Source organism: Mesorhizobium sp. P2_A8, assembly GCF_056404935.1.
Genome location: NZ_JBFUDB010000005.1, coordinates 553,637 through 576,796 on the forward strand (window position 1 = coordinate 553,637; position 23,160 = coordinate 576,796).

The following is a 23,160-nucleotide window of genomic DNA, read 5'->3' on the forward strand; positions in this document are numbered from 1 at the left end:
GGCTACCGGATCAGCAGCGCCGTGCCGTAGAGCCCGAGCGCGAACACCGTGTGCGACACCAGGTTAAGCGCCCGGATCTGCATCGGGTTGGGGCGCTTCGAGGCAGCCCAGCCGGCGCCCATGCCGGGCGCCAGCAGGAACCAGCCGGCGCCCACGGTGACCATGCCGAGGATGAAAGCCGGCAGGAAGGTCGGCGCCGCCAGCCAGGCCGCTCCCACCAACGCCACCAGGATGATGCCGTAGGCGATGCCGACAAGATAGTGAAAGGCCCAGCCCAGCACCACTTCATGCGTGTAGGGCGCCGCGTCGCCAATATCGTCGTGAAAGACCTTGTCGCGGAGATGCCAGACCCATCGACCGACCGGTCCCCAATTCGGCCGCGGTTGACCGAATGCCTTGTGGAGGAAGAAGGCCCAGATATCCATCAGCGCGGTGGCGCCGATGCCGATCGCGATGGTGCGCCAGAAGATGTCAAACATCGTTGGACCTCCCCAAAATCCGACAGTTCAGAACAAGCTCGGTCGTCCGGCGCAAGCGACCGTTGCGACGTCACGCCCGAAATCATCGCCGGGGCGTCAGAGCTGTCCCAGAATGTGAGCCGCGCCGGACTCGTCGACGCCGGGCTTGGTCTCGACATTGAGCGCGGTGACCTTGCCGTCCTCGACGATCATCGAAAACCGCTTCGAGCGCAGTCCCATGCCACCTGCGGACAGGTCGTTGTCGAGGCCGACTGCCTTGGCGAAATCCCCACTGCCGTCGGCGAGATAGAGGATCTTGCCCTCGCCGCCGGTGAAGCGCGCCCAGGCGCCCATGACGTGAGCGTCGTTGACCGAAACGACGGCGATGGTATCGACGCCGCGTGCCAGGATGGCGTCACGGTTCTCGAGATAGCCGGGCAAATGGTTGTTGCTGCAGGTCGGCGTGAAGGCTCCAGGAACCCCGAAAAGCACGACCTTCTTTCCCGAGAAAATCTCGGCCGACGTGATCGGCTTCGCGCCATCGGCGGTCATCGTCTTGAAGGTCGTTTCAGGCAGCTTGTCGCCAACGGAAATGGTCATGAATTTCTCGCTTGGAAAATCGGGAAGGGGCGTGTGCTTGCGTAGCGAACTCGGCGGCCTTCTGCAACCATCGAGGCGGCTTCAGTACATGATGCGGCGCGCTTTAAGGAAACGGCAAAAGCCCTTCGACCGCGCCGGTCGAACTCGTCAGCGTATAGTGAAGCCCGCCATCCGTCGGCGTCGTCGAAGGGCGGTCGAGGATCGGCACGGTGAAGATCAGCTTGCCGTCCTTTTCGCTGCGGGCAGGGGTCCCGAACATGTAATCCCGCTCGCCGGCGACAAAGAAATCAGCCGCCTCCGGATCGCCGGGAAAGCTTGCTTCGACAACCAGCGTCTCGTGGTCGCCCGGCAGCACATTGATGCCGAAGTCGGACCTTGCGGGTGTCGGCAACGCCGCGAAGCTCGCCTTCACCAGCGCCGTGTCTTCGGCATTGTCCGGATCGGAGCCGGGGTCGACGGTCAGCCGCGTCTGCACCGGAATGCAGATCGTTTCGCAAATGCCGAGAAAGATGTCGGCGTCGATCACGGCGGGATCCTTCGCCGCCGAAAGGGTGAACACCACCGGCAGCGAAACCGGATAGTCGTAGCCTGCCCATTTGCCATAGCCTTCGTCATGACGCTGCGGCGCCGGGAAGGAAAGCTGGGCGTCGGCGATGTTTGTGCTGCCTGAAATGTCGAGCTGCGGTGGCACGCCGGCGTCGCCCGGATCGCGCCAGTAGGTCTTCCAGCCGGGCTTGAGTGCTATGTCGAGAACGCCCTGGATGCGGCCGGCGGCATCGGCTTTGCCGCTTGTCACCAGCCGGACCTTGCCGCCTTCGCTGTTGTACCACGATGATGAGGAGGCGGCGGCGGGAAGAGCGGTCGCCAATCCGATGGCGGCGCCGAGCAGCAGGATTTTCAAGCTTTGCATGGCGGTGATTTGATCGTCCGTTCGTGGCCGCGCAATGATTTCGTACCCTTGCCGGTATCATATTTGCGTGACCTTGAGGGAAGGAATGCTCGAGCCGGCGGTATGGGCTTTGGTCGAATCACGCACGGCGCATCTTTTCGGCGCTTTGGAAACGCGTTACGCTCGCCGTCATGGACTTGTTGCGCCACAAGAAGACAGCCGCCAGCCGCGGCTTTCTCGACGATCAGTTCCTGATTGCCATGCCCGGCATGAAGGACGACCGTTTCACGCGCTCGGTCATCTACGTCTGCGCGCACAGCGATGAAGGCGCGATGGGGCTGATCATCAACCAGACACAGCAGATGCTGTTTCCCGACCTGCTCGTGCAACTGGGCATCATGAACGAACAGGAAGCGATCCGCTTGCCGGCGCAGGCGCGCGATTTCGTCGTGCGCAACGGCGGACCCGTCGACCGCAGCCGGGGCTTCGTCCTGCATTCGGGCGACTACCGGGTGGAATCGTCGCTGACCGTTTCGGACGACATCTGCCTGACCGCGACCGTCGACATATTGCGCGCCATTTCGTCTGGCCGTGGCCCCCGTCACGCGCTGATGGCGCTCGGCTATTCCGGCTGGGGCGCCGGCCAGCTGGAGACCGAGATCGCCGAGAATGGCTGGCTAACCTGTCCGGCCAATGCCGAGCTTCTGTTCGACACCGACATCGAGCGCAAATACGACCGGATCCTCGCCTCGATCGGCATCGATCTGGCGCATCTCAGCCTTGCCGCAGGACACGCCTGACCTCATCACAGAGGCTCTCAGGCTTGTGTCAGCGGATACTGTTCCTTCAGCGTCTTCAGCACCTGGTCGCCCGGCATCGGTGCGCCGAACATGAAGCTCTGCACATATTCGCAGCCCATCTGGCGCAGTTCCAGCGCATCGCTTTCGTCCGAAATGCCCTCGGCGACGACGGACAGACCGAGTTCATGCGCCATGTTGACCATGGATTTGAGCAGCACCGCGCGCTTGGGGGTGTTGTCGTCGACGAAGCTCTTGTCGATCTTGATCGTGTCGAAAGGGAAACGCGTCAGATAGGCCAGCGAGGAATAGCCGGTGCCGAAATCGTCCAGCGACAGGCCAATGCCGAGCTGCTTCAGCTTGGTCAGTACATGGGCGGTCTGCTCTGGATTGTCCATCACCAGCGATTCGGTGAGCTCGAGCCGAAAGCAGCGCGGCTTCAGATTGGCGCGTGCGATGACCGAGCGGACATCACTGACCAGATCGCGGCGGATGAGCTGGCGGCTGGACAGGTTGACCGAGACCGACAGCGGCGCGTCGCCGATCTGCTTTTGCCATCCGGCGAGATCTTCCGCCGCCTGCTGCATGGCGAACAGGCCGAGTTGCACGATCAGCCCGCAGTTTTCGGCGACCGGAATGAAGTCCGCCGGCGGGATCATGCCGCGGCGCGGATGATCCCACCGAAGCAGGGCCTCGAAGCCGGCGACGCTGCCATCCTCCAGCCGCACGATCGGCTGGTAGGCGAGCGTGAATTCGCGCCGTTCGATGGCGCGTCGCAGGTCGGATTCGAACTGCAGCCTGTCGGTGCCGACGGTGCGGAAAGCCGGGCGGAACGGCTCGATCCTGTCGCCGCCGAAGCGCTTGGCCTGATGCATGGCAAGCTCGGCATCCTTGACCATGTCCTCGGCCGACATCTGGGGCGAGTTCCAGGTGATCAAGCCGATCGACGCCGTCAGCACGATCTCGCGCTTGGCGAAGGTGATCGGGTTGTTGATCGCGTGCTTGATTGCATCCGCCACCGCCGCGATGCGGGCCGGGTCCTGCTCGGACAACAGCATCAGCGCGAACTGGTCGCCGGCAAAGCGCGACAGCGAATCCTTCGGCTTGAGCAGCCGGTGCAGCCGGCGCGCAATGGTCAAAAGGATGGTGTCGCCGGCCGAGATGCCGAGCCCGTCATTGACCTGCTTGAAGCGGTCGATGTCGATGACGAAGACGGTCGGACGCACTTTCTCTTCGGTGCGGGCGATCGAGATGATCGCTTCCAGCCGGTTCATCAAAAGTTCGCGGTTCGGCAGCCCGGTCAAATTGTCGTGTACGGCGTCGTGCAGCAGCCGTTCCTCGGACTTCTTCTGCTCGGTGACGTCGACCATGGTGCCGACGCAGCGGATGACTTCGCCGTCCGACCCGATCACCGGGCGAGCCCGCAATGAAAACCAGTGATAGTGGCCGTCGGCGCCGCGCAGGCGGAAGTTCTGCGACACCCGGCCGCGCCGGTGTTCCAGCACCACGTCGAGCGTCGTGCGGAAGGTGTCGCGGTCGTCGGCATGCAGCACCGGCAGCCAGTTGCGCGCGGCACCGCCGAGACTGTTGGGCGCCAGGCCGAGCTGGATGCTGACATCGGGCTTGGTGACGACGCGGTCGCGCAGCACGTCCCAGTCCCACACCGTATCGCCCGATCCGGCGACGGCCAGCGCCTGCCGCTCGAGGTCGGAGAACAGGCCCTGGTGCAGCGCACCGCCGGCAAAGGCGTGCTGCATGACGGTGAAGCCGATCAAAAGGATGATCAGGATCAGCCCGCCACCCAATGCCGGCTGGGCGATGTCGTTGTCGAGCATGCCGGTGATCGCCATCCACGACCCGCATAGCCATAGCAGCACCATGACCCAACTGGGCACCAGCATGATGGCGCGGTCGTAGCCGCGTATGCCGAGGAAGATGATCAGCCCGAGCCCGGTCAGCGCGGTGGCGGCGAAGGACAGCCTGGCGATGCCGGCGGCGACCGCCGGATCGACGATGGCGACGCCGGCGATCAGCACCAGTCCGAGGATCCAGACCAGCGCACCATAGCTGAAATGGCCGTGCCAACGGTTGAGATTGAGATAGGCGAACAGGAAGACCACGAAGGTCGCCGCCAGCGCCACCTCCGTCCCCGCTCGCCACATCTGCTCGTTGCCGGGCGATATCTCGATGATCTTGTTGAGGAAACCGAAATCGACGCAGATATAGGCAAGCACCGCCCAGGCGAGTGCCGCGGTCGCCGGGAACATCGACGTTCCCTTGACCACGAAAAGGATGGTCAGGAAGAGCGCCAGCAGGCCGGCAATGCCGATGACGATGCCGCGAAACAGCGTGTAGGAATTGACCGAGTCCTTGTAGGATTCCGGATCCCACAGATAGACCTGCGGCAGCTTTGGCGAGGCCAGCTCGGCGATGAAGGTGATCACCGTGCCCGGGTTCAGCGTCACCCGGAACACGTCGGCGTCGGGGCTGGTCTGGCGGTCGAGCGCGAAGCCCTCGCTGGGCGTGATGGCGGCGATGCGGGTCGAGCCCAGATCGGGCCAGAAGATGCCGGAGTTCACCAGCCGGAAATGCGGCGCGACGATCAGCCGGTCGAGCTGCTGGTCGGTGGTGTTGGCCAGCGCGAACACCGCCCAGTCGCCGGTCGACCGCGCATCGTTGGCCTCGACCTCGATGCGCCGCACGATGCCGTCCGGCCCGGGAGCGGTCGACACCTGGAAATTCTCGCCCTGGTTCCGGTAGATCTCGACGGCGCCCGACAGATCGAGCGCGACGTCGTCGCGGGCAATCTTGATCGGCTCGACGGCGAAGGCCGACGATGCCGCGCACAGCGTCAGGATTGCCGCAAGGACAAAGGCGAACAGCGGCCCGTTTCGCAGGAAATTCGTCAAAATCAGTCCTTCGTTCCCGCGCCCGGCGGATCGTCCGCGATCCGGGCGTAGAGGTAGTGGTCCTGCCAGATGCCGTTGATCCTGAGATAGGATCGCAGAAGTCCTTCGCGCCGGAATCCGGCTTTTTCAAGCACGCGGATCGACCGGGCGTTGTCGGGAATACAGGCCGCCTCGATCCGGTGCAACCTCAGCGTATCGAAGGCGAAGCGCGCCACCACCTTGACCGCGTCGGTCATCAGTCCACGGCCGCCGAAGCGCTCGCCGATCCAGTAGCCGACATGGCCGCTTTGCGAGACCCCGTGGCGTATGTTGCCGAGCGTGATGCCACCCGCCAGTCTGCCGCTGCTTTTCTCGAAGATGAAGAAGGCGATCGCCGTTCCCTGGGCATAGTCCTCGCGATAGCGGCTGATGCGCAGCCGCCACGCGGTGCGGTCCAGTTCATCGGGAGTCCAGCGTGGCTCCCATGGTTCGAGGAAGGCACGGCTTTCGCCGCGCACCGTCGCCCATTCGCGGTAGTCATTCGTGAAGGGCACGCGCAGCGTGACGCGGTCGCCCTTCAGCGCCGGTAGATCGCGGCGAAAGAAAGGGAGCGCGAACACGACGCTTTGGGGGCTTAGACGGCGAGCTTGCGGGCCGTGGTCTGCGTGCCCGCAAGCGACTCGAGGATCGCCTCGTATGGCGCCAGCGTACCCACAGGCCCGACAGCGGTCAGCGTCGGCTTGGTCGAGAACAGCCGTGACGACAGGTCGGTCAGCCGCTCGATCGTCAGCGCTGACAGCCGCTCCATCAATTCCTCCTTGGCGATCGGCCGGCCGAACAGAAGCAGCTGCCGTGCGATCTGCGAGGCGCGGCTGGCCGGGCTTTCGGCGGACATGATCAGCCCGGCGCGATACTGGGCGCGGGCCCGGTCGAGTTCTTCCTGCAGGATGTTCTCGCCGGCCTTCTGCAGCTCGTCGATGATGACCGGTACCAGTTCGGCGATGTCGCTCTGGCCGGTCGCGGCATGGACGCCGAAGACGCCGGTGTCGGAAAAGCCCCAATGGAAAGCATAGACCGAGTAGCACAGGCCGCGCTTTTCACGGACTTCCTGGAACAGACGCGACGACATGCCGCCGCCAAGGATCATCGACAGCACCTGCGAGGCATAGAAGTCGCGCACATGATAGGCGCGTCCCTCGAAGCCCAGCACGATCTGCGCGTCCATCAGGTCGCGGTCCTCGCGGAAGTCGCCGCCGACATATTGCGCATATTGCGGGATGGTGCTGTCGGCCTTGCTGCGGAAGCCGCCGAGTTGTTTTTCGACCTCGCGCACGAAATTGTCGTGCTTGATGTCGCCGGCAGCGACGATCACCATGCGCTCGGCGCCGTATTGCCGTTCGATGAAATCGTGCAACTGCTTCGAGGTGAAGGATTTGACGGTTTCCGGCGTGCCCAGGATCGAGCGGCCGATGGTCTGGTGGCGAAAGGCCGTCTCGGTGAAACGGTCGAAGACGATGTCGTCGGGCGTGTCGTGCGCGGCGCCGATCTCCTGCAGGATCACATGCTGCTCGCGTTCGAGCTCCTGCGGGTCGAACTCGGACTCCTGCAGGATGTCGGCAAGAATGTCGACGGCCAGCGGCACGTCGTCGGAGAGCACCCTGGCATAGTAGGAGGTGGTCTCGACGCTGGTGGCGGCATTGATCTCACCTCCGACGTCCTCGATCTCCGAGGCGATTTCGAAGGCGCTTCGCCTTTTCGTACCCTTGAACGCCATGTGCTCGAGCAGATGGGCCATGCCATGCTCGTCGTCGCGTTCATTGCGGGCACCTGACTTGACCCAGGCACCAAGGGCAACCGATTCGATGCTTTGAAGGGTTTCGGTGGCGACTGTCAGGCCGTTCGACAGACGGCTTACCTCAACACCCATATGGCTACTACTCCCTAACGCGCCGCCCGCGCGCGGCGGCCGACGTAATCTTCCACCATTTTCAGGTCGGATGGAAGTACCGTGTATTTTTCCTCTGATGTCATCAACCCACCTAGCCATGCGGGCAGTGCCGGCGACACGCCACTGGCGGCTTCGACGGCGGACGGAAACTTTGCCGGATGGGCGGTGCCCAGCACCACCATCGGCACGGCGCCTGTCGCCTTGCCCGCCGCGACATGCACGGCTGCCGCGGTGTGCGGATCGAGGAGATAGTTGCTGGCGGTCAGCGTCGAGCGGATGGTGGCGGCGACCTCGTCCATCGTTGCGCGGCCGGCATCGAATTCCGACCGCATGCTGGCGATTTCCCGGGCTTCGATGGTGAAAGCGCCGGACTGCTTCAGGCCGTCCATGTAGCGCCGCACGGTCGCCGCCTCACGGCCGGAGGCCTCGAACAGCAAACGTTCGAAATTGGACGACACCTGGATATCCATCGACGGCGACGTGGTCGCAAAGACGCCTTTGGTGCGGTATTCGCCGGTCGCGAAAGTCCGCGCCAGGATGTCGTTGTCGTTGGTGGCGATGACCAGCCGCTCGATCGGCAAGCCCATCTTCTTGGCGGCGTAGCCGGCGAAGATATCGCCGAAATTGCCGGTCGGCACCGTGAAGGAGACCGGCCTGTCCGGCGCGCCGAGCGACAGCGCCGAAGAGAAATAATAGACGATCTGGGCCATGATGCGGGCCCAGTTGATCGAATTGACGCCTGAAAGCGCAACCCGGTCGCGAAAGCCGTGATCGTTGAACATGTCCTTGAGCAGACCCTGGCAATCGTCGAAATTGCCTTCGATCGCCAGCGCATGGACGTTTTGCGCGGTCGACGTCGTCATCTGCCGCTGCTGTACCGGCGAGACGCGGCCATGCGGGAAAAGGATGAAGATGTCGGTGCAGCTGCGCCCGGCAAAGGCATCGATGGCGGCCCCACCGGTATCGCCCGAGGTGGCGCCGACGATGGTGGCGTGCTGATCGCGTTCGGTAAGCACATGGTCCATCAGCCGGGCCAGAAGCTGCATCGCCACGTCCTTGAAGGCGAGCGTCGGCCCGTGGAAAAGTTCCAGGACGAAGGTGTTGGGGCCGGTCTGCACCAGCGGGCAGACGGCTTCGTGGCGGAAGGTGGCATAGGCTTCGCGAACCAGACGTTCGAAGACGGGCGCCGGAATTTCGTCGCCAAGGAACGGCGACAGCACGCGGATCGCAAGGTCGGGATAGGCGAGGCCGCGCATGGCGCGGATCTCGGCTGCGGAAAACCGCGGCCACTCACGCGGCACATAGAGCCCGCCATCGCGCGCCAGGCCAGCCAGCACGGCATCGGAAAATCCAAGCACAGGCGCTTCGCCGCGGGTACTCACATATTGCATGTCACAAATCCGTTACTGCTTGACATTTCCGTTCACCACAAGGTGGTTAATTTCTGCGCTGGCTCAGTCGCATTTTTGCCGCGCGGTTGATATACGTCACCAGCTTTGCGAGAGGGAAGTGCAGTTTCATGGCGTTTCATACATTCAGCGGTCGCTTTTTGGCGGGACTTGCGCTCACCGGCTTTATGCTTGCCGCCGCCGGCTGCCAATCGAGCGACAATGGCGTCCTGAACTTCGGTTTCGGCAAGAAGGATCCGACGGCGCCACCGCCACCACAGGATCCAAAGGTCCTGGCCAGCCAGTTGCAGGCCTATTGTCCGAGAGTGATGGTGCGAGACGGTACGGCCTTCTTCAACACCTATTCCAAGGACGTCCAGAAGCCCAAGTCGAGAAAAAAGGCCGACGCAGCAGAGGACCAGGCTGCAACCGACCCGGCTGCGACACCGCCTGACAATTCGGACAAGATCATCTACCAGGCATCGATCAGCGACGTGACCCGCGACTGCGTCCGCGCCAATGGCCAGTTGACGATGAAGATCGCGGTCGCCGGCAAGATCGTGCCGGGACCGAAGTTTTCTCCCGGCACCATCACCATGCCGATCCGTGTCGCCGTGATGCATGGCACGGATGTTCTCTATTCGCAGATCCACCCGTATCAGGTCCAGGTCACCGATTCGTCGGTCGCCACGCAATTCGTCTTCACCGATTCCAACGTTGTCGTGCCTGAGCCGACGGCGCAGGACTATCAGGCCTATGCAGGCTATGATGAAAACGCGCCGAAGACGACGGCGGACAAGCCGAAGAAGAGGAAGAGAACCGCCGCGACGAACTAAGTCTCGGCAGTTGTACGAGGCGTGCGTCGCTGCGTACGCCTCTCAGGCGTCCGCCGACCACTCCGACAGCGCCGCGATCACGCTTTTCAACTCCGCCCAGCGGCGGATGACCGTCTCGGCGCCGGCCTCGGTCAGTGCGTCGGCATGGCCAGGATAGCTGTGGCTGGCACCGGTGAAGCCGATCACGCGCATGCCGGCCGTCCTGGCGCCGTGGACGCCGTGTACGGAATCCTCGATGACGAAAGTGTTTGCCGGATTGGCGTTGAGTTTTTCCGCCGCAAACAGGAACACGTCGGGCGCCGGCTTGGTCTTCTTGCTTGGTATCTCCAGGGCCGAAAAGATCCGGCCGGCGAAAAACGGCAGCAGGTGCACCTTCTCCAGCATGAATTCGATCCGCTCGGAGCGCGAATTCGAGCAGATGCAGTGCGGCACCGTGACCGCCGCGACCGCATCGCGCACGCCGTCGATGGCGCGCACGTCGCTGCGCAACTTGCGGTCGACCAGGTCTTCGGCGCGGTCGATCAGTGAGGCCTGGAAGGGAATCTTCGACTTTTCCTCGACCCGCATCAGGATGTCCTTGAAGGTCAGTCCGGCATAGGTCTCGGCAATCTCCTCCGCCGAGATTTCGTATCCGGCCAAGGTTATCAATTCAGCCTCGACCCGCGCGGCGATGATTTCTGAATCGACGAGCACGCCGTCGCAATCGAAGATGACAAGGTCTGGCTGGGGCATGGTGATCCGGACAATGGGAGGATGAAGGGGCCTCGGAAGGCTCAGGCGGCGCGGCATACACCAACAGGGCGACCTTCGCAAATTCGCCAGTCCGCAGGTTTGACCTTCACCGAATATTTACGCTGATCGGTAACCATAACAGAGAGTAAAACTGTAACGCGTGCCTTGGGTGTCAGAATGTCAGCCGTGCGTCTTCTCGACGAGCTATCCCACGCTCCCCAGCAATCCGAATGGCTGGACACGATCCTCAAGGGCGACTGCGTCGCCGCGCTCGATCGGCTGCCGGAAAAGTCGATCGACGTCATTTTCGCCGATCCGCCCTACAATCTGCAGCTCGACGGCGACCTGCACCGGCCCGACCAGTCGAAGGTCGACGCCGTCGACGACGATTGGGACCAGTTCGAGAGCTTTGAGGCCTACGACGCCTTCACCCGCGCCTGGCTGCTGGCGGCGCGCCGGGTTCTGAAACCCAATGGCACCATCTGGGTGATTGGCTCCTATCACAACATCTTCCGGGTCGGCGCCAAGATGCAGGATCTCGGCTTCTGGATCCTCAACGATGTCGTCTGGCGCAAAACCAATCCGATGCCGAATTTCCGTGGCCGCCGTTTCCAGAATGCACATGAGACGATGATCTGGGCGTCGCGCGACCAGAAGGGCAAGGGCTATACCTTCAACTACGAGGCGATGAAGGCGTCGAACGACGACATCCAGATGCGTTCCGACTGGCTGTTTCCGATCTGCACCGGCGGCGAGCGGTTGAAGAACGACAATGGCGACAAGCTGCACCCGACGCAGAAGCCGGAGGCGCTGCTCGCCCGCATCATGATGGCCTCGACCAAACCGGGCGATATTGTGCTTGATCCGTTCTTCGGCTCCGGCACCACTGGCGCGGTGGCCAAGCGCCTCGGCCGCCATTTCGTCGGCATCGAGCGCGAGCAGGCCTATATCGACGCCGCCAATGAGCGCATCGATGCGGTGCGGCCGCTGGAAAGCGCCGACCTGACCGTGCTGACCGGCAAGCGTGCCGAGCCGCGCGTCGCCTTCGTCAGCCTCATCGACACCGGGCTGGTGATGCCCGGCGCGACGCTTTACGATGCCAAGAAGCGTTGGGCGGCCAAGGTGCGCGCCGATGGCACGGTGGCGATCGGCGACAGCGCCGGCTCGATCCACAAGATCGGCGCCGAAGTGCAGGGCCTGGACGCCTGCAACGGCTGGACCTTCTGGCACTATGAGCGCAGCGGCGGCCTGACCCCGATCGACGAGCTTCGCCGCATTGCGCGGCTCGGCATGGAGCGGGCAGGGGCCTGAACCCCTGCCAACTGCCGCTCATTCTCGTTGATTCAAAATCTCATCGGATCGCTGGAAGCGATTCAAATCACGCCTTTATGCCGAGCCGCTCAAGGTCTGCTTGAAGCTTCTTCGCATCGGTGAACAGCACCGATTGCCAGCCGGCCGCCTTGGCGCCGTCGACATTCTTCTGGCTGTCGTCGATGAACAGCGTGGCCGACGGCTCGAGGCCGAACGCGGCGACGTGATGATCGTAGATGCCCCGATCCGGCTTGATCATGCCGACTTCGCCGGAGATGGTGACGCCGCGCGGCCGTTCGAGAAAATCAAAGCGCTTGCGCGCCTCGGCCAGCGTGTCGCTGGCGAAATTGGTCAGCATGGTAACGTCGTGGCCGCTCTCGATCAGGCCGAGCATGATGGCGACGCTGTCCTCATAGGCATGCGGCACCATGTCGTGCCAATAGCGGCGGAAATTGCGGATGTTTTCCGCGTGGTCGGGATGCTCCGCGATCAGCAGCGCCTCGGCCTCTTGCCATGTCCGGCCACGGTCCTGCTCGATGTTCCAGTCGTGTGTGCAGACATTGTCGAAAAACCACTTTCTCTCTTCGGCATCCGGAATGAGGCGGCTGAACGGGATACTCGGATCGTAGTGGATCAGCACCTTGCCGATGTCGAAAACGATGTGGCGGATTTCAGTCATGCAGGCCTCTTTGCAGTGTGTGGCGACGGCTTTTTCGTCGCGCCGGGTATCGCAGCCTCTATTGCCTTTTTCATGACAGTGGGCAGCGCCTCGCCTGAAATGTCCGATGGCAGCGACCAGAAATGACCGGCCGGCGTCTCGCCCTTCGTGTGGGCAAGGAACACGTCGAGCTCGAGCGCGAAATGGGTGAAGACATGCACGATCCGCCCCGCGAGCTTCCAGTTGCCGGCAAAGGGTGCGGCTGCTTGCGTGGTGTCGCCATCGATCCGCGCGGTCCAGCCCGTCGTCGGCACCTCGGTCATGCCGCCGAGCAGGCCTTTTTCCGCGCGTTTGCGCAGAAGAATGGCACCGTCGCCCCGCACGGCGACGAAGGCCGCGCCGCGCCGCAGCGGCTTGTCGGCTTTTGGCAGCCGGACCGGGAAGTGCTCGGGATCGCCTGAAACGACGGCGCTGCAGTCTTCGCGAAGCGGGCACAGCATGCAGCGCGGCCGGCGCGGCGTGCAGATCGTGGCGCCGAGATCCATCATTGCCTGGGCGAAGTCGCCCGGCCTTGTCCCTGGCACCATGCGCTCGACATGGGCGCGTATCTCGGCCTTGGCCTCGCTCAGCGGCGTTGCGATCGAAAACAGCCGGGAGACGACGCGTTCGACATTGCCGTCGACAACGGCGGCGGGGCGGTCGAAGGCGATCGCCGTGATGGCGGCCGACGTATAGGCGCCGATGCCGGGCAGTTCCCGCAAGGCCGTCTCGGTGTCGGGAAAGCGGCCGCCACGCCGGGCCACCAGGTCGGCGCAGGCCTTGAGATTGCGCGCGCGGGAGTAGTAGCCGAGCCCGGCCCAGGCCTTCATCACGTCTTCGGTCGGCGCCGCGGCCAGCGCCTCGACATCAGGCCATTTCTCGACGAAGACGCGAAAATAGGCCTTCACCGCTTCGACCGTGGTTTGCTGCAGCATGACTTCGGACAGCCAGATGCGGTAGGGATCGGGCCTCGCCCCGCGCGCATGCTCGCGCGGCGTGATACGCCACGGCAACTCGCGATGATGCACATCGTACCAGCCGAGCAAGCGCGACGCGATGTCGTCACTCACTCCGGATGCAGCTACGCTGCTATCTCCGGATGTGGCTCCGCCACTATCCCCGGATGTGGCTCGGTCACTATCTCTGGATGCGGTCTTGCGGGTCTGGTCTGCTGGTGCCATTGATCGGGAATTGGCCTTGGCCGATACGGATGAAGGTCGTGGCTGGAGAACGTACATGGCAGGGAGAACGCCCTACGGCAATCCCGTCCCGGTCAGCGATCTGGCGACCAAGATCCTCGACCCGGTACTGCGCAAGCGGGCCGGCATTTCGATCGGCCTCGTCCAGTCGTGGGAAGAGATTGCCGGGCCACGGCTGGCCAGCCGTTCGCGTCCCGAAAAAATCCAATGGCCGCGCCGCATGCATGAAGATGATCCGTTCGAGCCAGCGGTGCTGCTCATCGCCTGCGAAGGCATGGCGGCGCTGCACCTGCAGCACGAGACCAGCGAGATCATCAACCGGGTCAACGCCTTTCTCGGCTTCACCGCGATCAGCCGGATCAGGATCCTGCAGAAGCCGGTGACAGTGGACAAGGGGAAGCACAAGCCGACCGTCAGGCCGCTGACCGCGGCCGAGAAGACGAAATTGTCCTCGACCGTCGGCCTGGTCGACGATGACGGGCTGCGCGCCTCGCTGGAAAGGCTCGGCGCCACCATTCTGGGGGAAAAGAAGTCATAGATTTGTCGTCAATATCTCGGATTTGTCTTCAATATCTCGCATTCGTGATCGTCCCAGTCAGGTTTCGCGATTGGATTGGGGACGGAGATGCCTTAATTCGCGCCAACTCTCGCCTTTTCGTGCCTTTGCGTTGCAAAATCCAACCCTTGTCAGGTGATTCGTATGAACCGTCCCCCGTTTGGCCAAAGTCTGTCTCGCAGAAACGTCCTGTCTTCGCTGGCCGCCATTCCGGCGGTCGCCCTGCTCGCCGCCTGCAGCGACTCCAGCGAGGAAGCCAAGGCGGCGGATGTGAAGCCCGCGGCCCCGGCCGCGCCTGCGAAGCCGGCCACGCCGGCCGCCGCTACCGCGCCGGAAGCCCAGGGCACGGTGGATATGGCGGAACTGCTGAAGCCGGGCGCGCTGGCCGACAAGCAGCTTGGCAAGGACGACGCCAAGGTCACCATCGTCGAATACGCCTCGATGACCTGCCCGCATTGCGCGCATTTCGCCGAGACCACCTTTCCGGACCTGAAGACGAAATACATCGACACCGGCAAGGCGCGCTACATCCTGCGCGAATTCCCGTTCGATCCGAGCGCCGAGGCCGGTTTCATGCTGGCGCGCTGCGCCAAGGATAACTATTTCCCGATGGTGGATGTGCTGTTCAGGCAGCAGGCGAACTGGGTTGGAGTGCCCAATACCAAGGATGCGCTGCTGCAAATCTCGAAGCTCGCCGGTTTTACACAGGAGTCCTTCGAAGCCTGCTTGACGGACCAGAAACTTCTGGACGATGTGAGATCGGTCCAGAAGCGCGGCGCCAATGAATTCAAGGTCGACTCGACACCGACCTTCTTCATCAATGGTAAGACCTACAAAGGGGCGATGTCGATTGAGGAAATGTCGGCCATCATCGACCCTCTGCTCTGACGTCCAGGCAGCGCCGAAGCGGCGGCGCTTCGGCGTGCGCGCTCTGTTGTCGTGCCGCGGCTCTAGTGGGCGGCGCGAATGAAGTTTTCGCGCCTCCGCCTCCTTGGTTTCAAATCCTTCGTCGAGCCCGGCGAGTTCGTCATCGAACGCGGCCTGACGGGAATTGTCGGGCCGAATGGCTGTGGCAAGTCGAACCTGGTCGAGGCGCTGCGCTGGGTGATGGGCGAAAGCTCGTACAAGAACATGCGCGCGTCCGGCATGGACGACGTCATCTTTTCCGGCTCGGGCACGCGTCCGGCGCGCAACACCGCCGAAGTCACGCTCTTCCTCGACAATAGCGACCGCTCGGCGCCCGCAGCCTTCAACGATGCCGACGAACTGCAGGTGTCGCGCCGCATCGAGCGCGAAGCGGGCTCGCTCTACCGCATCAACGGCAAGGAGGCGCGCGCCAAGGACGTGCAGCTTCTGTTCGCCGACCAGTCGACCGGCGCGCGCTCGCCGTCGATGGTCGGGCAGGGCCGCATCGGCGAACTGATCCAGGCCAAGCCGCAAGCGCGCCGCGCCCTGCTGGAAGAGGCAGCGGGCATTTCCGGTCTGCACACCCGTCGTCACGAGGCCGAGCTGCGGCTGAAGGCGGCCGAGCAGAACCTTGAACGCCTGGACGATGTCGTCGGCGAACTGGAAAGCCAGATTGAAAGCCTCAAGCGCCAGGCGCGCCAGGCGTCACGCTTCAAGAATCTGTCGGCCGATATCCGCAAGGCCGAAGCGACGCTGCTGCATCTGCGCTGGACGCTGGCCAAGACACAGGAGGGCGAGGCGCGTTCGGCGCTGGCCGTTGCCACGGCGCTGGTCGGCGACCGCGCCGCCGCCCAGATGGCCGCCGCCAGGGAGCAAGGCATCGGCGCCCACCGCTTGCCGGACCTGCGTGACGCGGAAGCCGCCGCTGCCGCTGCCTTCCAGCGCCTGTCGATCGCCAAGTCGCAGATCGAGGAGGAAGCCGGCCGCATCCGCGCCCGTCAGAGCGAGATTGAGCGCCGGCTGCAGCAACTCGACGGCGATATCGCGCGCGAGGAGCGGATGGTCCGTGACAATGCGGATATCCTCGAACGCCTTCGCACCGAAGAAGCCGCGCTCAATTCTGAAAATGCCGGTGCCGCCGAGCGCGAGGCCAGCACCCGCGCGGCCTTCGAGCAGGCAGCGTCGACGCTTGCGGCAAGCGAAGCCAAACTCGCCGCACTGACCGCCGAACGGGCCGAGGCTGCCGCCTCGCGCAACCAGATCGAACGGACGCTGCGCGACACTGCCGAGCGCCGCGACCGTTTCGGCCGTCAGCTCGCCGATGTCGACCGGGAACTGTCGGAGATCCTCTCCAAGGTGGCGGGCCTGCCGGATCCTGCCGAGAAGCGCGTGCTGGTCGAACAGGCCATGGCGCTGCTGGAGGAGGCCGAGGCAGCCGTGGTGGAGGCCGAGCAGTCGGTCATCGATGCCCGCGCCACTGAAAGTGCGGCCCGGCCGCCGTTACAGGACGCCAGGGCCGAGCTGGCGCGCATCGAGACCGAAGCGCGCACGCTGGCCAAGATCCTCAACGCCGCCAGCGGCGATCTCTTCCCGGCAGTGCTGGAGCAGATCAGCGTCGATCGCGGCTTCGAGACGGCGCTGGGTGCGGCGCTTGGCGAAGACCTCGACGTGCCGCTCGACCGCAGCGCGCCGGTGCATTGGGGCGAAAGCGGGATCCAGCCCGGCGACGCCGCTCTGCCTGAAGGCATCAGGAGCCTCGCCAGTGTCGTCCACGCGCCGGCACAGCTTGCCCGCCGGCTGGCGCAGATCGGTATCGTCGAGACCGGCGATGGCCGCCGGCTGCAGGCACTTCTTGCCCCCGGCCAGCGGCTGGTCAGCCGCGAGGGCGCGCTCTGGCGCTGGGATGGCTTCACCGCCAGTGCCGATGCGCCGACCGCCGCCGCGCAACGGCTGGCGCAGAAGAACCGGCTGGCCGAGCTCGATGCCGAAGCGGTGCAGGCGACACTCGTCCTGCGCCAGGCCGAGGAGGCGCTTGCCCAGGCCGAACAGGCACTTCGCCTGGCGAGCGAGACCGAGCGCAATGCGCGCCAGGCCGGACGTGACGCCCAGCATCGGCTGGACGCCGCCCGCAATGCGCTGGCCGAGGCCGAAAAGGCCGGCGGCGAACTGTCGAGCCGGCGCGCGGCCCTCGATGAGGCGCGCGCCCGCATCGTCGACAGCCATGAGGAGACCTCGGCGGCCTTCGCCGAGGCCGAAATGCTGCTGCAGGACGCGCCTGATCTCGGCGACCTGCAACTGCAGCTCGAACAATCCTCGGCCAATGTCGCCCGCGACCGCGCCACGCTTGCCGATGCGCGTGCCGTGCACGAGGGTCTGCGGCGCGAAGCCGAGGCGCGCACGCGCCGGCTCGATGCCATCAGCACGGAGCGCAGCAACTGGCTGGAGCGGGCCGAAAACGCCTCGACGCAGATCGCATCGCTTGGCGAACGCAAGGCCGAGGCGGAGGCCGAGCGCGAGCGACTGGCGGATGCGCCCGACGAAATCGACGCCAAGCGGCGCGCCTTGCTGTCGCAGCTCACCGAGGCCGAGACGTTGCGCAAGGCGGCCGCCGACCGCTTGCAGGAGGCCGAAAACAGACAAGCCGAAATGGACAAGGCGGCCACCGGCGCCATCCAGTCGCTGGCCGAGGCGCGCGAAACCCGCGTCCGTGCCGAAGAGCGGCTGACGGCGGCCGACGAACGCCGGCTGGAGATCGAGGCGCGGATCCAGGAAACACTGAACACGCCGCCGCATCTGGTCATCCGACATACCGGTCTGGAGGCCGACAGCCCGATGCCGGAAATGGCCGAGATCGAGCGTCAGCTTGACCGGCTGAAGATCGAGCGCGAGCGGCTTGGCGCCGTCAATCTGCGCGCCGAGGAAGAGCAGAAGGAGCTTTCCGACCGGCTGGAGACGATCGTCTCCGAGCGCGAGGACATCATCGAAGCCATCCGCAAGCTCAGGCAGGCGATCCAGAGCCTGAACCGCGAAGGCCGCGAGCGCCTGCTTGCCGCCTTCGACGTGGTCAACGGCCATTTCCAGCGGCTGTTCTCGCATCTGTTCGGCGGCGGTACGGCGGAGTTGCAGCTGATCGAGTCCGATGATCCGCTCGAGGCCGGGCTTGAAATCCTGGCCCGCCCGCCCGGCAAGAAGCCGCAGACCATGACGTTGCTGTCCGGCGGCGAGCAGGCGCTGACGGCGATGTCGCTGATCTTCGCCGTGTTCCTGACCAACCCGGCGCCGATCTGCGTGCTCGACGAAGTCGACGCGCCGCTCGACGATCACAATGTCGAGCGCTTCTGCAATCTCATGGACGAGATGGCCGCCACCACCGAGACGCGCTTCGTCATCATCACCCACAACCCGATCACCATGGCACGCATGAACCGGTTGTTCGGCGTAACCATGGCCGAGCAGGGTGTCAGCCAGCTCGTCTCGGTCGACCTGCAGGCCGCCGAGGCAATGCGCGAGGCGAGCTGAGGGCCGCCGCAATTCCGGGTTTCGACGACTCCTGTCGTGAACGGGTTCAGTCGAGGCGCTTTAAGTCTTTGCTTTCCTGCCTGCCGCAGCCAACCCCCGCACGTTTTGCGCCACTTGTGGCCGGCCTAAAAATAGGTTCTCGGCTGGACGAGGTTGTTCTGCTGGCGAAGATAGAAACAATAGAAGCCGAATGCGGCTGCGAACCACATGAAGGCCTCGCCCATCGCCAGCCGGTTGTTCGAATTGCTGAGGATGGTGAGGGCGAAGAAGACCAGCGTCGAGATGTAGCAGGGCCATGCGGCCGGAGCGATAAGTCTGGCCCGCACGGCCAGCAGGACCTGCCTGGACGACCAGGTGTAGAGAAAGGCGAAGAACGCCAGCCCGACCACACCATAGCGCACGGCTATCTCCAGATAGCCGTTGTGGAAGACGTTGAAGATCATGGGATGATAAGTCCTGTTCTGCCATTCGGTGAGCCAGCTGGAGCTGGCTCCGAAGATCGGGTGGCGTTTCCAGACCTCGATCGCATCGGCCCACAGCATCAGCCGTTCCTTGGCCGCAAGCGGAACCGTGTTGCTCGCGATGGCGCGGTCGAAGGCCGGGAGGACGCCGCGGCTCAAAACATCCGCAACCAGGCTCTTGACGAAGATCATGGTGTCGCCCGCGGTGGACCAGAAGATGTTGTGGGCGGCGACGAAGCCGGCTGCCACGATCGCCAGCACGCCGCCCCCGACCATCAGCTCGCGGCGATGGCCTCTCGCCAGGGTCATGACCGCCACCAGGAGCAGGGCGAGTGCGAGCGCGAGCCAGACGCCCTTTGACCGCAGCGCGATGATGTTGACGAGGGCAAACAGGAGGACGGCTGCCGACAGCGCCCAGTGCAGGCTCCTGGTTGTCTTGCCCAGGTCTGTTCTTTGGGCCGTGTAGGCCATGAACTGCAGCGTGCAAAGGAAGACGAAACCCGCCGCCACCGACGCGTGAATGGGATTGTTGAAAAGCCACGGCTCCGGTCTGATGCCATGAAGTATGGTCGAATAGCCGGTGTCCGCCGCCAGGAAGACAAGACTGAGGATCATGAACCAGAGGACGAGCCGCGCCGGCCGCCTGGCAAACAGCAGGAGGGCGAAGCCGGTCGTCGCATAAAACAGCGGAAACAGGTAGATGCCCTCGGCGCCACCCAGCTGATGGGTGCCGAAATAGACGACCGCCAGTCGGATGAAGACATAGAGCGACCAGCCCACGCACAGACCGCCGACCCATCCGATCAGCGGTTTGCTGTAGGTCCACAAATCCACCCTGAACCAGCGGATGGCGGCGACCAAGGCCAGCGCCAGGCCCGCATAGCGGTAGGTGTCGGCCTCGCGCCAGGCCGAGGAGACCAGAGCGAGAATGGCGAATGACGCGAGCACCAGAAGCAGGGTGTTGCGCGGCGCGTCATCCCTGGCGTAGTCCGGTGTTTCCAGCGGTAACGGCGGCCGCAGCAGGACGTGATGCAGGCGGCACAGCTCGTCCCTGGCCCGCGACACCCCGGCGACCCACCGGCCCGGCCAGGGCAACCGCGCGAATTTGTAGCTGCCCGAGGGGCCGGCTATGCCGGAAACCTTGCTGCTGGCGGCGAAGCCAAGCACGTTCTGGCGAACCGAATACACTTTCAGGCCAGTGTCCCAAAATCGTTCGAGTGCGACGTCCCACGGCATTTTCATCACGGCGAGCGCCGACAACAGCCCCTGCGCGCCCTCCCGCGTCACCAGGTAGGCGGCGGCCGAGCCCTGCGGGCCATGCAGCGCGCGGCCGATCTCGTCGCCTTGCGTCGTCCCGACGGCGCGCATGAAGAAGCTCATGCGATGGTTGGTCAGCTTGATGACGTCGAAATCCGGCACCGCGGCGATGATGGCCTCGATGCGCCGCATGGTGTTTTCGCCGAAGAGGACGTCGTCCTCGACAATCAGGCCATGGGCGCTGCCATTGGCCAGGAACGTTTCCAGCGCCTGGATATGGCTGCGGTAACAGGCATATTCGCCGGGCAGAATATCGCGCCCGCTCAGCCTGCGTGCGGTTGGAAGATCGATCTCCGTCCAATCCGCTTTGGCAAGGGCGCGGCCGTCGATGGCGGCAATGCGGTGCAGGGTCAGGCCGGCCGCTTCGGCGCTGGCGAGCAATCCGCTCCAGCGGTCGGTCTCACGATCGAGGTTGATGGCGAAGATGGGAAGGTTCATTGAAGTTCCATTTTCGGCCGCCACCCGTCCTGGTCGAATCTGCGACGACCTTGTATGGAAAAGGGGGAGATGTTCAAGGCTATACTGTTCAGACCATGTGCATGCTTTCGGAGCTTGAAAAGATCGTCAAAGTTCGCCTGAACCATCACACGGCCGCCACGCGCCATGGTCGCCGAAAGGCAGTGCTGAGTGGCGGACGATGCACAAGCCCTCTGTGCATGACCATGAAACAGGTGATTGCGGCCAACGCTACGATCAAAGCCGAAGATCACTGATCGGAAAGGCGCTTTCTGCGATTGGCCTGTCCACGACGATTGGCCGTAGCGAAACGGGGGGCCGGCGCGCCCGCTTGCGGGGGGCGTGAGACGGACGCGCCAACGTCACCGACAACGCCGAGCCATCTTTCTGACGCACACGACCGGGGGGTGGGTTGCGCCGGTAGTCATGCGGTTGCCACACCGAGATGGTCTTGGGTTGTAGGTCCGGTCCGGAGGGCGGGACCACCGCAAAATCTAACACAGGTGCAAGTGACTTGGCTGTTCCATACAGAACAGGTCCTCAACGCTCCTTGCCCCTGAGGCGAGGATTGTCGTGCAGCACCACATTCAGGAGAGAGTTGTGAACCTCCAAATCTCCATTGTAGTGAATGAACCCGAGCTTGCGGAACTTGTTCATGAACGTGCTCACGCGCGACCTTGTGGTGCCGACCATCTCCGCGAGCGTCTCCTGGCTTATCTTCGGTATGACAAGTTGAGGGCTCCCTTCCTTGCCAAAGTTCGCCATCAGAAGGAGCAACCTCGCCAGACGCTTCTCACTCGAATTGAAAAGCTGGTCCACCAAGTCCTCTTCAACGCGGGCGTTCCTCGCCAGCAAATATGAAATGAACATCGCTGAGAACTTCGGCTCCTCCCGGAGCACGCGCGCGATTGATGCTTTGTCCAGTCGCATAACGACGCTGTCCATTATCGCAAAAACTGTCGCCAACCGCAGCGGCTGACCAGACAAGCAGCCTTCGCCGAAGAAGTCCCCGCTCTCGTGCAGAGCGACGATCGCTTCCTTGCCCTGCTCCGATACGATGCAGACTTTGATCTTGCCCTTCTGGATGTAGAAGACGGAATCCGCCGGGTCGCCCTGCGAATAGACAGTCTCATTCTTGCGATACGTCGCTACGGTCCTTCCGCCGTCCACGGTATTGAGGAAGACGTTCACGTCGAACGGGCGCTTGTTGGTCCTGGCCACGACATGTCTCAAGTTCGGTAAGGTGATATTTTAACAGAAAATGCCTCGGTTGAGGAACAGTCAAGCAGCCCTGTATCGGGGCGAAGGCGCATAAGCGCCGACACCCATTCTGTTGCCGGTCATCTTTTCACGAGACGCCTCAGGCAGCGGTATATCAAACGACATGGCAAACGAGCGGCAGTTAATCGTGGGCCTCGGGCGGAAGCAGGCGCGAAAAAGCCCGCGTTCCAGAGGGAAGGGGGAAGGCGGGCTCTTTGGCAAGCTAAGGCTTGGGCTTCTCAGGTCGGCCATCAACTCGCGAAGAGAAACAGGTGACCTTGAATGCCAGGCGTTTGGAAATAGAATTCCACGCAAGTCATTGGTTTTGCTTAAGAAACATGATGGCTGGGGCGCCAGGATTCGAACCTGGGAATGTCGGTACCAAAAACCGATGCCTTACCACTTGGCGACGCCCCAATTGCCGTCAGAGTCGCTTGTGCGGCGCGTTCTTAGCAGAGCAGCCAAAAAGCACAATCCTTATGAGCGATGGTGAGAACGCCCAAATTGGGCAGGCAACTCAGTGCTGCCAGATGACATGCATCGGCTATTCAGCCCACACCGCCATCTCGTTTCCGGCCGGATCGACAAAGTGGAAGCGGCGGCCGCCGGGGAATGAAAAGATCGGCTTGACGATCGTGCCGCCGGCGCTTTCAACGGCGCTGAGGGTTGCTTCCAGATCGCTGCTGTAGAGCACCGGCAGAGGCTTGGCCGGTGCTTCCTCGGCGTCGGCCTGGAAGCCTCCGTCCAGCCCTTCGGCAAACGCCGAGTAGGTCGGCCCGTAGTCGGTGAACGACCAGGCGAAGGCGGCGCTGTAGAAAGCCTTCAGCCGGTCCAGCGTTCCGCCGGTCGCCGGCATTTCCAGATAGTCGAGTTTTCCGGGCAGTTTCATGCGGCACCCATTTGTTCTCGTTATGTTCTAAATCAAAATCCCCGCGAAGGCAA

At 63.5% G+C, this 23,160-nt stretch carries 20 protein-coding genes and 1 tRNA gene; 7 read left to right on the forward strand and 14 right to left on the reverse strand.

Annotation, left to right across the window (positions count from 1 at the left end; genetic code table 11):
• Window positions 1-2: 2 nt before the first annotated feature.
• The 3 genes from AC1D10_RS17880 to AC1D10_RS17890 all read right to left on the reverse strand — a co-directional run bounded on the left by AC1D10_RS17880 (window position 3) and on the right by AC1D10_RS17890 (window position 1,968).
• Window positions 3-479, reverse strand: a complete 477-nt coding sequence (locus tag AC1D10_RS17880) for a DUF2938 domain-containing protein (protein ID WP_477274031.1) — start codon at window positions 477-479, stop codon at window positions 3-5.
• Window positions 480-575: 96 nt separating this feature from the next.
• Window positions 576-1,058, reverse strand: a complete 483-nt coding sequence (locus AC1D10_RS17885) for a peroxiredoxin (protein WP_379105777.1) — start codon at window positions 1,056-1,058, stop codon at window positions 576-578.
• A gap of 103 nt (window positions 1,059-1,161) precedes the next feature.
• Window positions 1,162-1,968, reverse strand: coding sequence for a protein-disulfide reductase DsbD domain-containing protein (locus AC1D10_RS17890; RefSeq protein WP_477274033.1), 807 nt, complete (start codon window positions 1,966-1,968; stop codon window positions 1,162-1,164).
• 170 nt (window positions 1,969-2,138) lie between these two features.
• Between AC1D10_RS17890 and AC1D10_RS17895 the strand changes: the two genes are divergently transcribed.
• Window positions 2,139-2,747 carry a YqgE/AlgH family protein gene (locus AC1D10_RS17895; protein WP_091576862.1) on the forward strand — a complete coding sequence of 203 codons (609 nt, stop codon included), beginning with the start codon at window positions 2,139-2,141 and terminating at the stop codon, window positions 2,745-2,747.
• Window positions 2,748-2,764: 17 nt separating this feature from the next.
• Here AC1D10_RS17895 and AC1D10_RS17900 read toward each other — a convergent pair whose 3' ends face one another.
• The 4 genes from AC1D10_RS17900 to thrC are packed head-to-tail and all read right to left on the reverse strand — an operon-like array spanning window position 2,765 to window position 8,971.
• A complete protein-coding gene (locus AC1D10_RS17900; protein ID WP_477274034.1) occupies window positions 2,765-5,653 on the reverse strand; it encodes an EAL domain-containing protein in 2,889 nt (962 codons plus the stop codon).
• A 2-nt stretch (window positions 5,654-5,655) separates the two neighbouring features.
• On the reverse strand, window positions 5,656-6,252 hold the full coding sequence (locus AC1D10_RS17905; protein WP_477274036.1) for a GNAT family N-acetyltransferase: 597 nt from the start codon (window positions 6,250-6,252) through the stop codon (window positions 5,656-5,658).
• A gap of 14 nt (window positions 6,253-6,266) precedes the next feature.
• Window positions 6,267-7,559 carry a M16 family metallopeptidase gene (locus AC1D10_RS17910; RefSeq protein ID WP_477274038.1) on the reverse strand — a complete coding sequence of 431 codons (1,293 nt, stop codon included), beginning with the start codon at window positions 7,557-7,559 and terminating at the stop codon, window positions 6,267-6,269.
• Between the two features lie 14 nt (window positions 7,560-7,573).
• On the reverse strand, window positions 7,574-8,971 hold the full coding sequence (gene thrC, locus AC1D10_RS17915) for a threonine synthase (protein WP_477274040.1): 1,398 nt from the start codon (window positions 8,969-8,971) through the stop codon (window positions 7,574-7,576).
• A 128-nt stretch (window positions 8,972-9,099) separates the two neighbouring features.
• Here thrC and AC1D10_RS17920 point away from each other — a divergent pair, with 128 nt between their 5' ends.
• Window positions 9,100-9,804 carry a hypothetical protein gene (locus AC1D10_RS17920; protein WP_477274042.1) on the forward strand — a complete coding sequence of 235 codons (705 nt, stop codon included), beginning with the start codon at window positions 9,100-9,102 and terminating at the stop codon, window positions 9,802-9,804.
• A gap of 42 nt (window positions 9,805-9,846) precedes the next feature.
• Here the strand turns inward: AC1D10_RS17920 and AC1D10_RS17925 are convergent, their stop codons facing one another.
• Window positions 9,847-10,536: an HAD family hydrolase gene (locus AC1D10_RS17925; protein WP_477274044.1), complete on the reverse strand. Its 690-nt coding sequence runs from the start codon at window positions 10,534-10,536 to the stop codon at window positions 9,847-9,849.
• A gap of 177 nt (window positions 10,537-10,713) precedes the next feature.
• On the opposite strand from AC1D10_RS17925, the gene AC1D10_RS17930 reads away from it, so the two are divergent.
• Window positions 10,714-11,847: a site-specific DNA-methyltransferase gene (locus AC1D10_RS17930; RefSeq protein WP_379105792.1), complete on the forward strand. Its 1,134-nt coding sequence runs from the start codon at window positions 10,714-10,716 to the stop codon at window positions 11,845-11,847.
• 67 nt (window positions 11,848-11,914) lie between these two features.
• Here AC1D10_RS17930 and AC1D10_RS17935 read toward each other — a convergent pair whose 3' ends face one another.
• Together AC1D10_RS17935 and mutY are read right to left on the reverse strand one after the other, a co-directional pair.
• Window positions 11,915-12,526 carry an HAD family hydrolase gene (locus AC1D10_RS17935; RefSeq protein ID WP_477274047.1) on the reverse strand — a complete coding sequence of 204 codons (612 nt, stop codon included), beginning with the start codon at window positions 12,524-12,526 and terminating at the stop codon, window positions 11,915-11,917.
• On the reverse strand, window positions 12,523-13,725 hold the full coding sequence (mutY, locus tag AC1D10_RS17940) for an A/G-specific adenine glycosylase (RefSeq protein WP_477274049.1): 1,203 nt from the start codon (window positions 13,723-13,725) through the stop codon (window positions 12,523-12,525). The genes AC1D10_RS17935 and mutY overlap by 4 nt, the downstream gene beginning before the upstream one ends.
• Before the next feature lie 55 nt (window positions 13,726-13,780).
• Here mutY and AC1D10_RS17945 point away from each other — a divergent pair, with 55 nt between their 5' ends.
• From AC1D10_RS17945 to smc, 3 genes are all read left to right on the forward strand, one after another.
• Window positions 13,781-14,281 carry a DUF721 domain-containing protein gene (locus tag AC1D10_RS17945; protein WP_477274051.1) on the forward strand — a complete coding sequence of 167 codons (501 nt, stop codon included), beginning with the start codon at window positions 13,781-13,783 and terminating at the stop codon, window positions 14,279-14,281.
• 162 nt (window positions 14,282-14,443) lie between these two features.
• Window positions 14,444-15,187 (forward strand): DsbA family protein, encoded by a 744-nt coding sequence (locus tag AC1D10_RS17950; protein WP_477274053.1) that lies wholly within the window; start codon window positions 14,444-14,446, stop codon window positions 15,185-15,187.
• A gap of 78 nt (window positions 15,188-15,265) precedes the next feature.
• On the forward strand, window positions 15,266-18,724 hold the full coding sequence (gene smc, locus AC1D10_RS17955) for a chromosome segregation protein SMC (RefSeq protein ID WP_477274055.1): 3,459 nt from the start codon (window positions 15,266-15,268) through the stop codon (window positions 18,722-18,724).
• A gap of 125 nt (window positions 18,725-18,849) precedes the next feature.
• Here smc and AC1D10_RS17960 read toward each other — a convergent pair whose 3' ends face one another.
• Window positions 18,850-20,940 (reverse strand): O-antigen ligase family protein, encoded by a 2,091-nt coding sequence (locus AC1D10_RS17960; RefSeq protein WP_477274057.1) that lies wholly within the window; start codon window positions 20,938-20,940, stop codon window positions 18,850-18,852.
• On the opposite strand from AC1D10_RS17960, the gene AC1D10_RS17965 reads away from it, so the two are divergent.
• Complete coding sequence (locus AC1D10_RS17965) at window positions 20,940-21,215, forward strand: hypothetical protein (protein WP_477274059.1); 276 nt, start codon at window positions 20,940-20,942, stop codon at window positions 21,213-21,215. The genes AC1D10_RS17960 and AC1D10_RS17965 overlap by 1 nt on opposite strands.
• Window positions 21,216-21,498: 283 nt before the next feature.
• Here the strand turns inward: AC1D10_RS17965 and AC1D10_RS17970 are convergent, their stop codons facing one another.
• The 3 genes from AC1D10_RS17970 to AC1D10_RS17980 all read right to left on the reverse strand — a co-directional run bounded on the left by AC1D10_RS17970 (window position 21,499) and on the right by AC1D10_RS17980 (window position 23,107).
• On the reverse strand, window positions 21,499-22,179 hold the full coding sequence (locus AC1D10_RS17970; RefSeq protein WP_477274061.1) for a Crp/Fnr family transcriptional regulator: 681 nt from the start codon (window positions 22,177-22,179) through the stop codon (window positions 21,499-21,501).
• A 381-nt stretch (window positions 22,180-22,560) separates the two neighbouring features.
• Window positions 22,561-22,635 (reverse strand) — tRNA-Gln (locus AC1D10_RS17975).
• A gap of 127 nt (window positions 22,636-22,762) precedes the next feature.
• On the reverse strand, window positions 22,763-23,107 hold the full coding sequence (locus AC1D10_RS17980) for a VOC family protein (RefSeq protein ID WP_477274063.1): 345 nt from the start codon (window positions 23,105-23,107) through the stop codon (window positions 22,763-22,765).
• Between the last annotated feature and the right edge of the window lie 53 nt (window positions 23,108-23,160).

Coding starts and splice junctions, on each gene's coding strand:
- AC1D10_RS17920 (WP_477274042.1), top strand. CDS start 9,100: ATGGCGTTTCATACATTCAGCGGTCGCTTTTTGGCGGGACTTGCGCTC.
- smc (WP_477274055.1), top strand. CDS start 15,266: ATGAAGTTTTCGCGCCTCCGCCTCCTTGGTTTCAAATCCTTCGTCGAG.
- AC1D10_RS17925 (WP_477274044.1), bottom strand. CDS start 10,536: ATGCCCCAGCCAGACCTTGTCATCTTCGATTGCGACGGCGTGCTCGTC.
- AC1D10_RS17950 (WP_477274053.1), top strand. CDS start 14,444: ATGAACCGTCCCCCGTTTGGCCAAAGTCTGTCTCGCAGAAACGTCCTG.
- AC1D10_RS17960 (WP_477274057.1), bottom strand. CDS start 20,940: ATGAACCTTCCCATCTTCGCCATCAACCTCGATCGTGAGACCGACCGC.
- AC1D10_RS17980 (WP_477274063.1), bottom strand. CDS start 23,107: ATGAAACTGCCCGGAAAACTCGACTATCTGGAAATGCCGGCGACCGGC.
- AC1D10_RS17945 (WP_477274051.1), top strand. CDS start 13,781: ATGGCAGGGAGAACGCCCTACGGCAATCCCGTCCCGGTCAGCGATCTG.
- AC1D10_RS17935 (WP_477274047.1), bottom strand. CDS start 12,526: ATGACTGAAATCCGCCACATCGTTTTCGACATCGGCAAGGTGCTGATC.
- AC1D10_RS17910 (WP_477274038.1), bottom strand. CDS start 7,559: ATGGGTGTTGAGGTAAGCCGTCTGTCGAACGGCCTGACAGTCGCCACC.
- thrC (WP_477274040.1), bottom strand. CDS start 8,971: ATGCAATATGTGAGTACCCGCGGCGAAGCGCCTGTGCTTGGATTTTCC.
- AC1D10_RS17880 (WP_477274031.1), bottom strand. CDS start 479: ATGTTTGACATCTTCTGGCGCACCATCGCGATCGGCATCGGCGCCACC.
- AC1D10_RS17885 (WP_379105777.1), bottom strand. CDS start 1,058: ATGACCATTTCCGTTGGCGACAAGCTGCCTGAAACGACCTTCAAGACG.
- mutY (WP_477274049.1), bottom strand. CDS start 13,725: ATGGCACCAGCAGACCAGACCCGCAAGACCGCATCCAGAGATAGTGAC.
- AC1D10_RS17895 (WP_091576862.1), top strand. CDS start 2,139: ATGGACTTGTTGCGCCACAAGAAGACAGCCGCCAGCCGCGGCTTTCTC.
- AC1D10_RS17930 (WP_379105792.1), top strand. CDS start 10,714: ATGTCAGCCGTGCGTCTTCTCGACGAGCTATCCCACGCTCCCCAGCAA.
- AC1D10_RS17890 (WP_477274033.1), bottom strand. CDS start 1,968: ATGCAAAGCTTGAAAATCCTGCTGCTCGGCGCCGCCATCGGATTGGCG.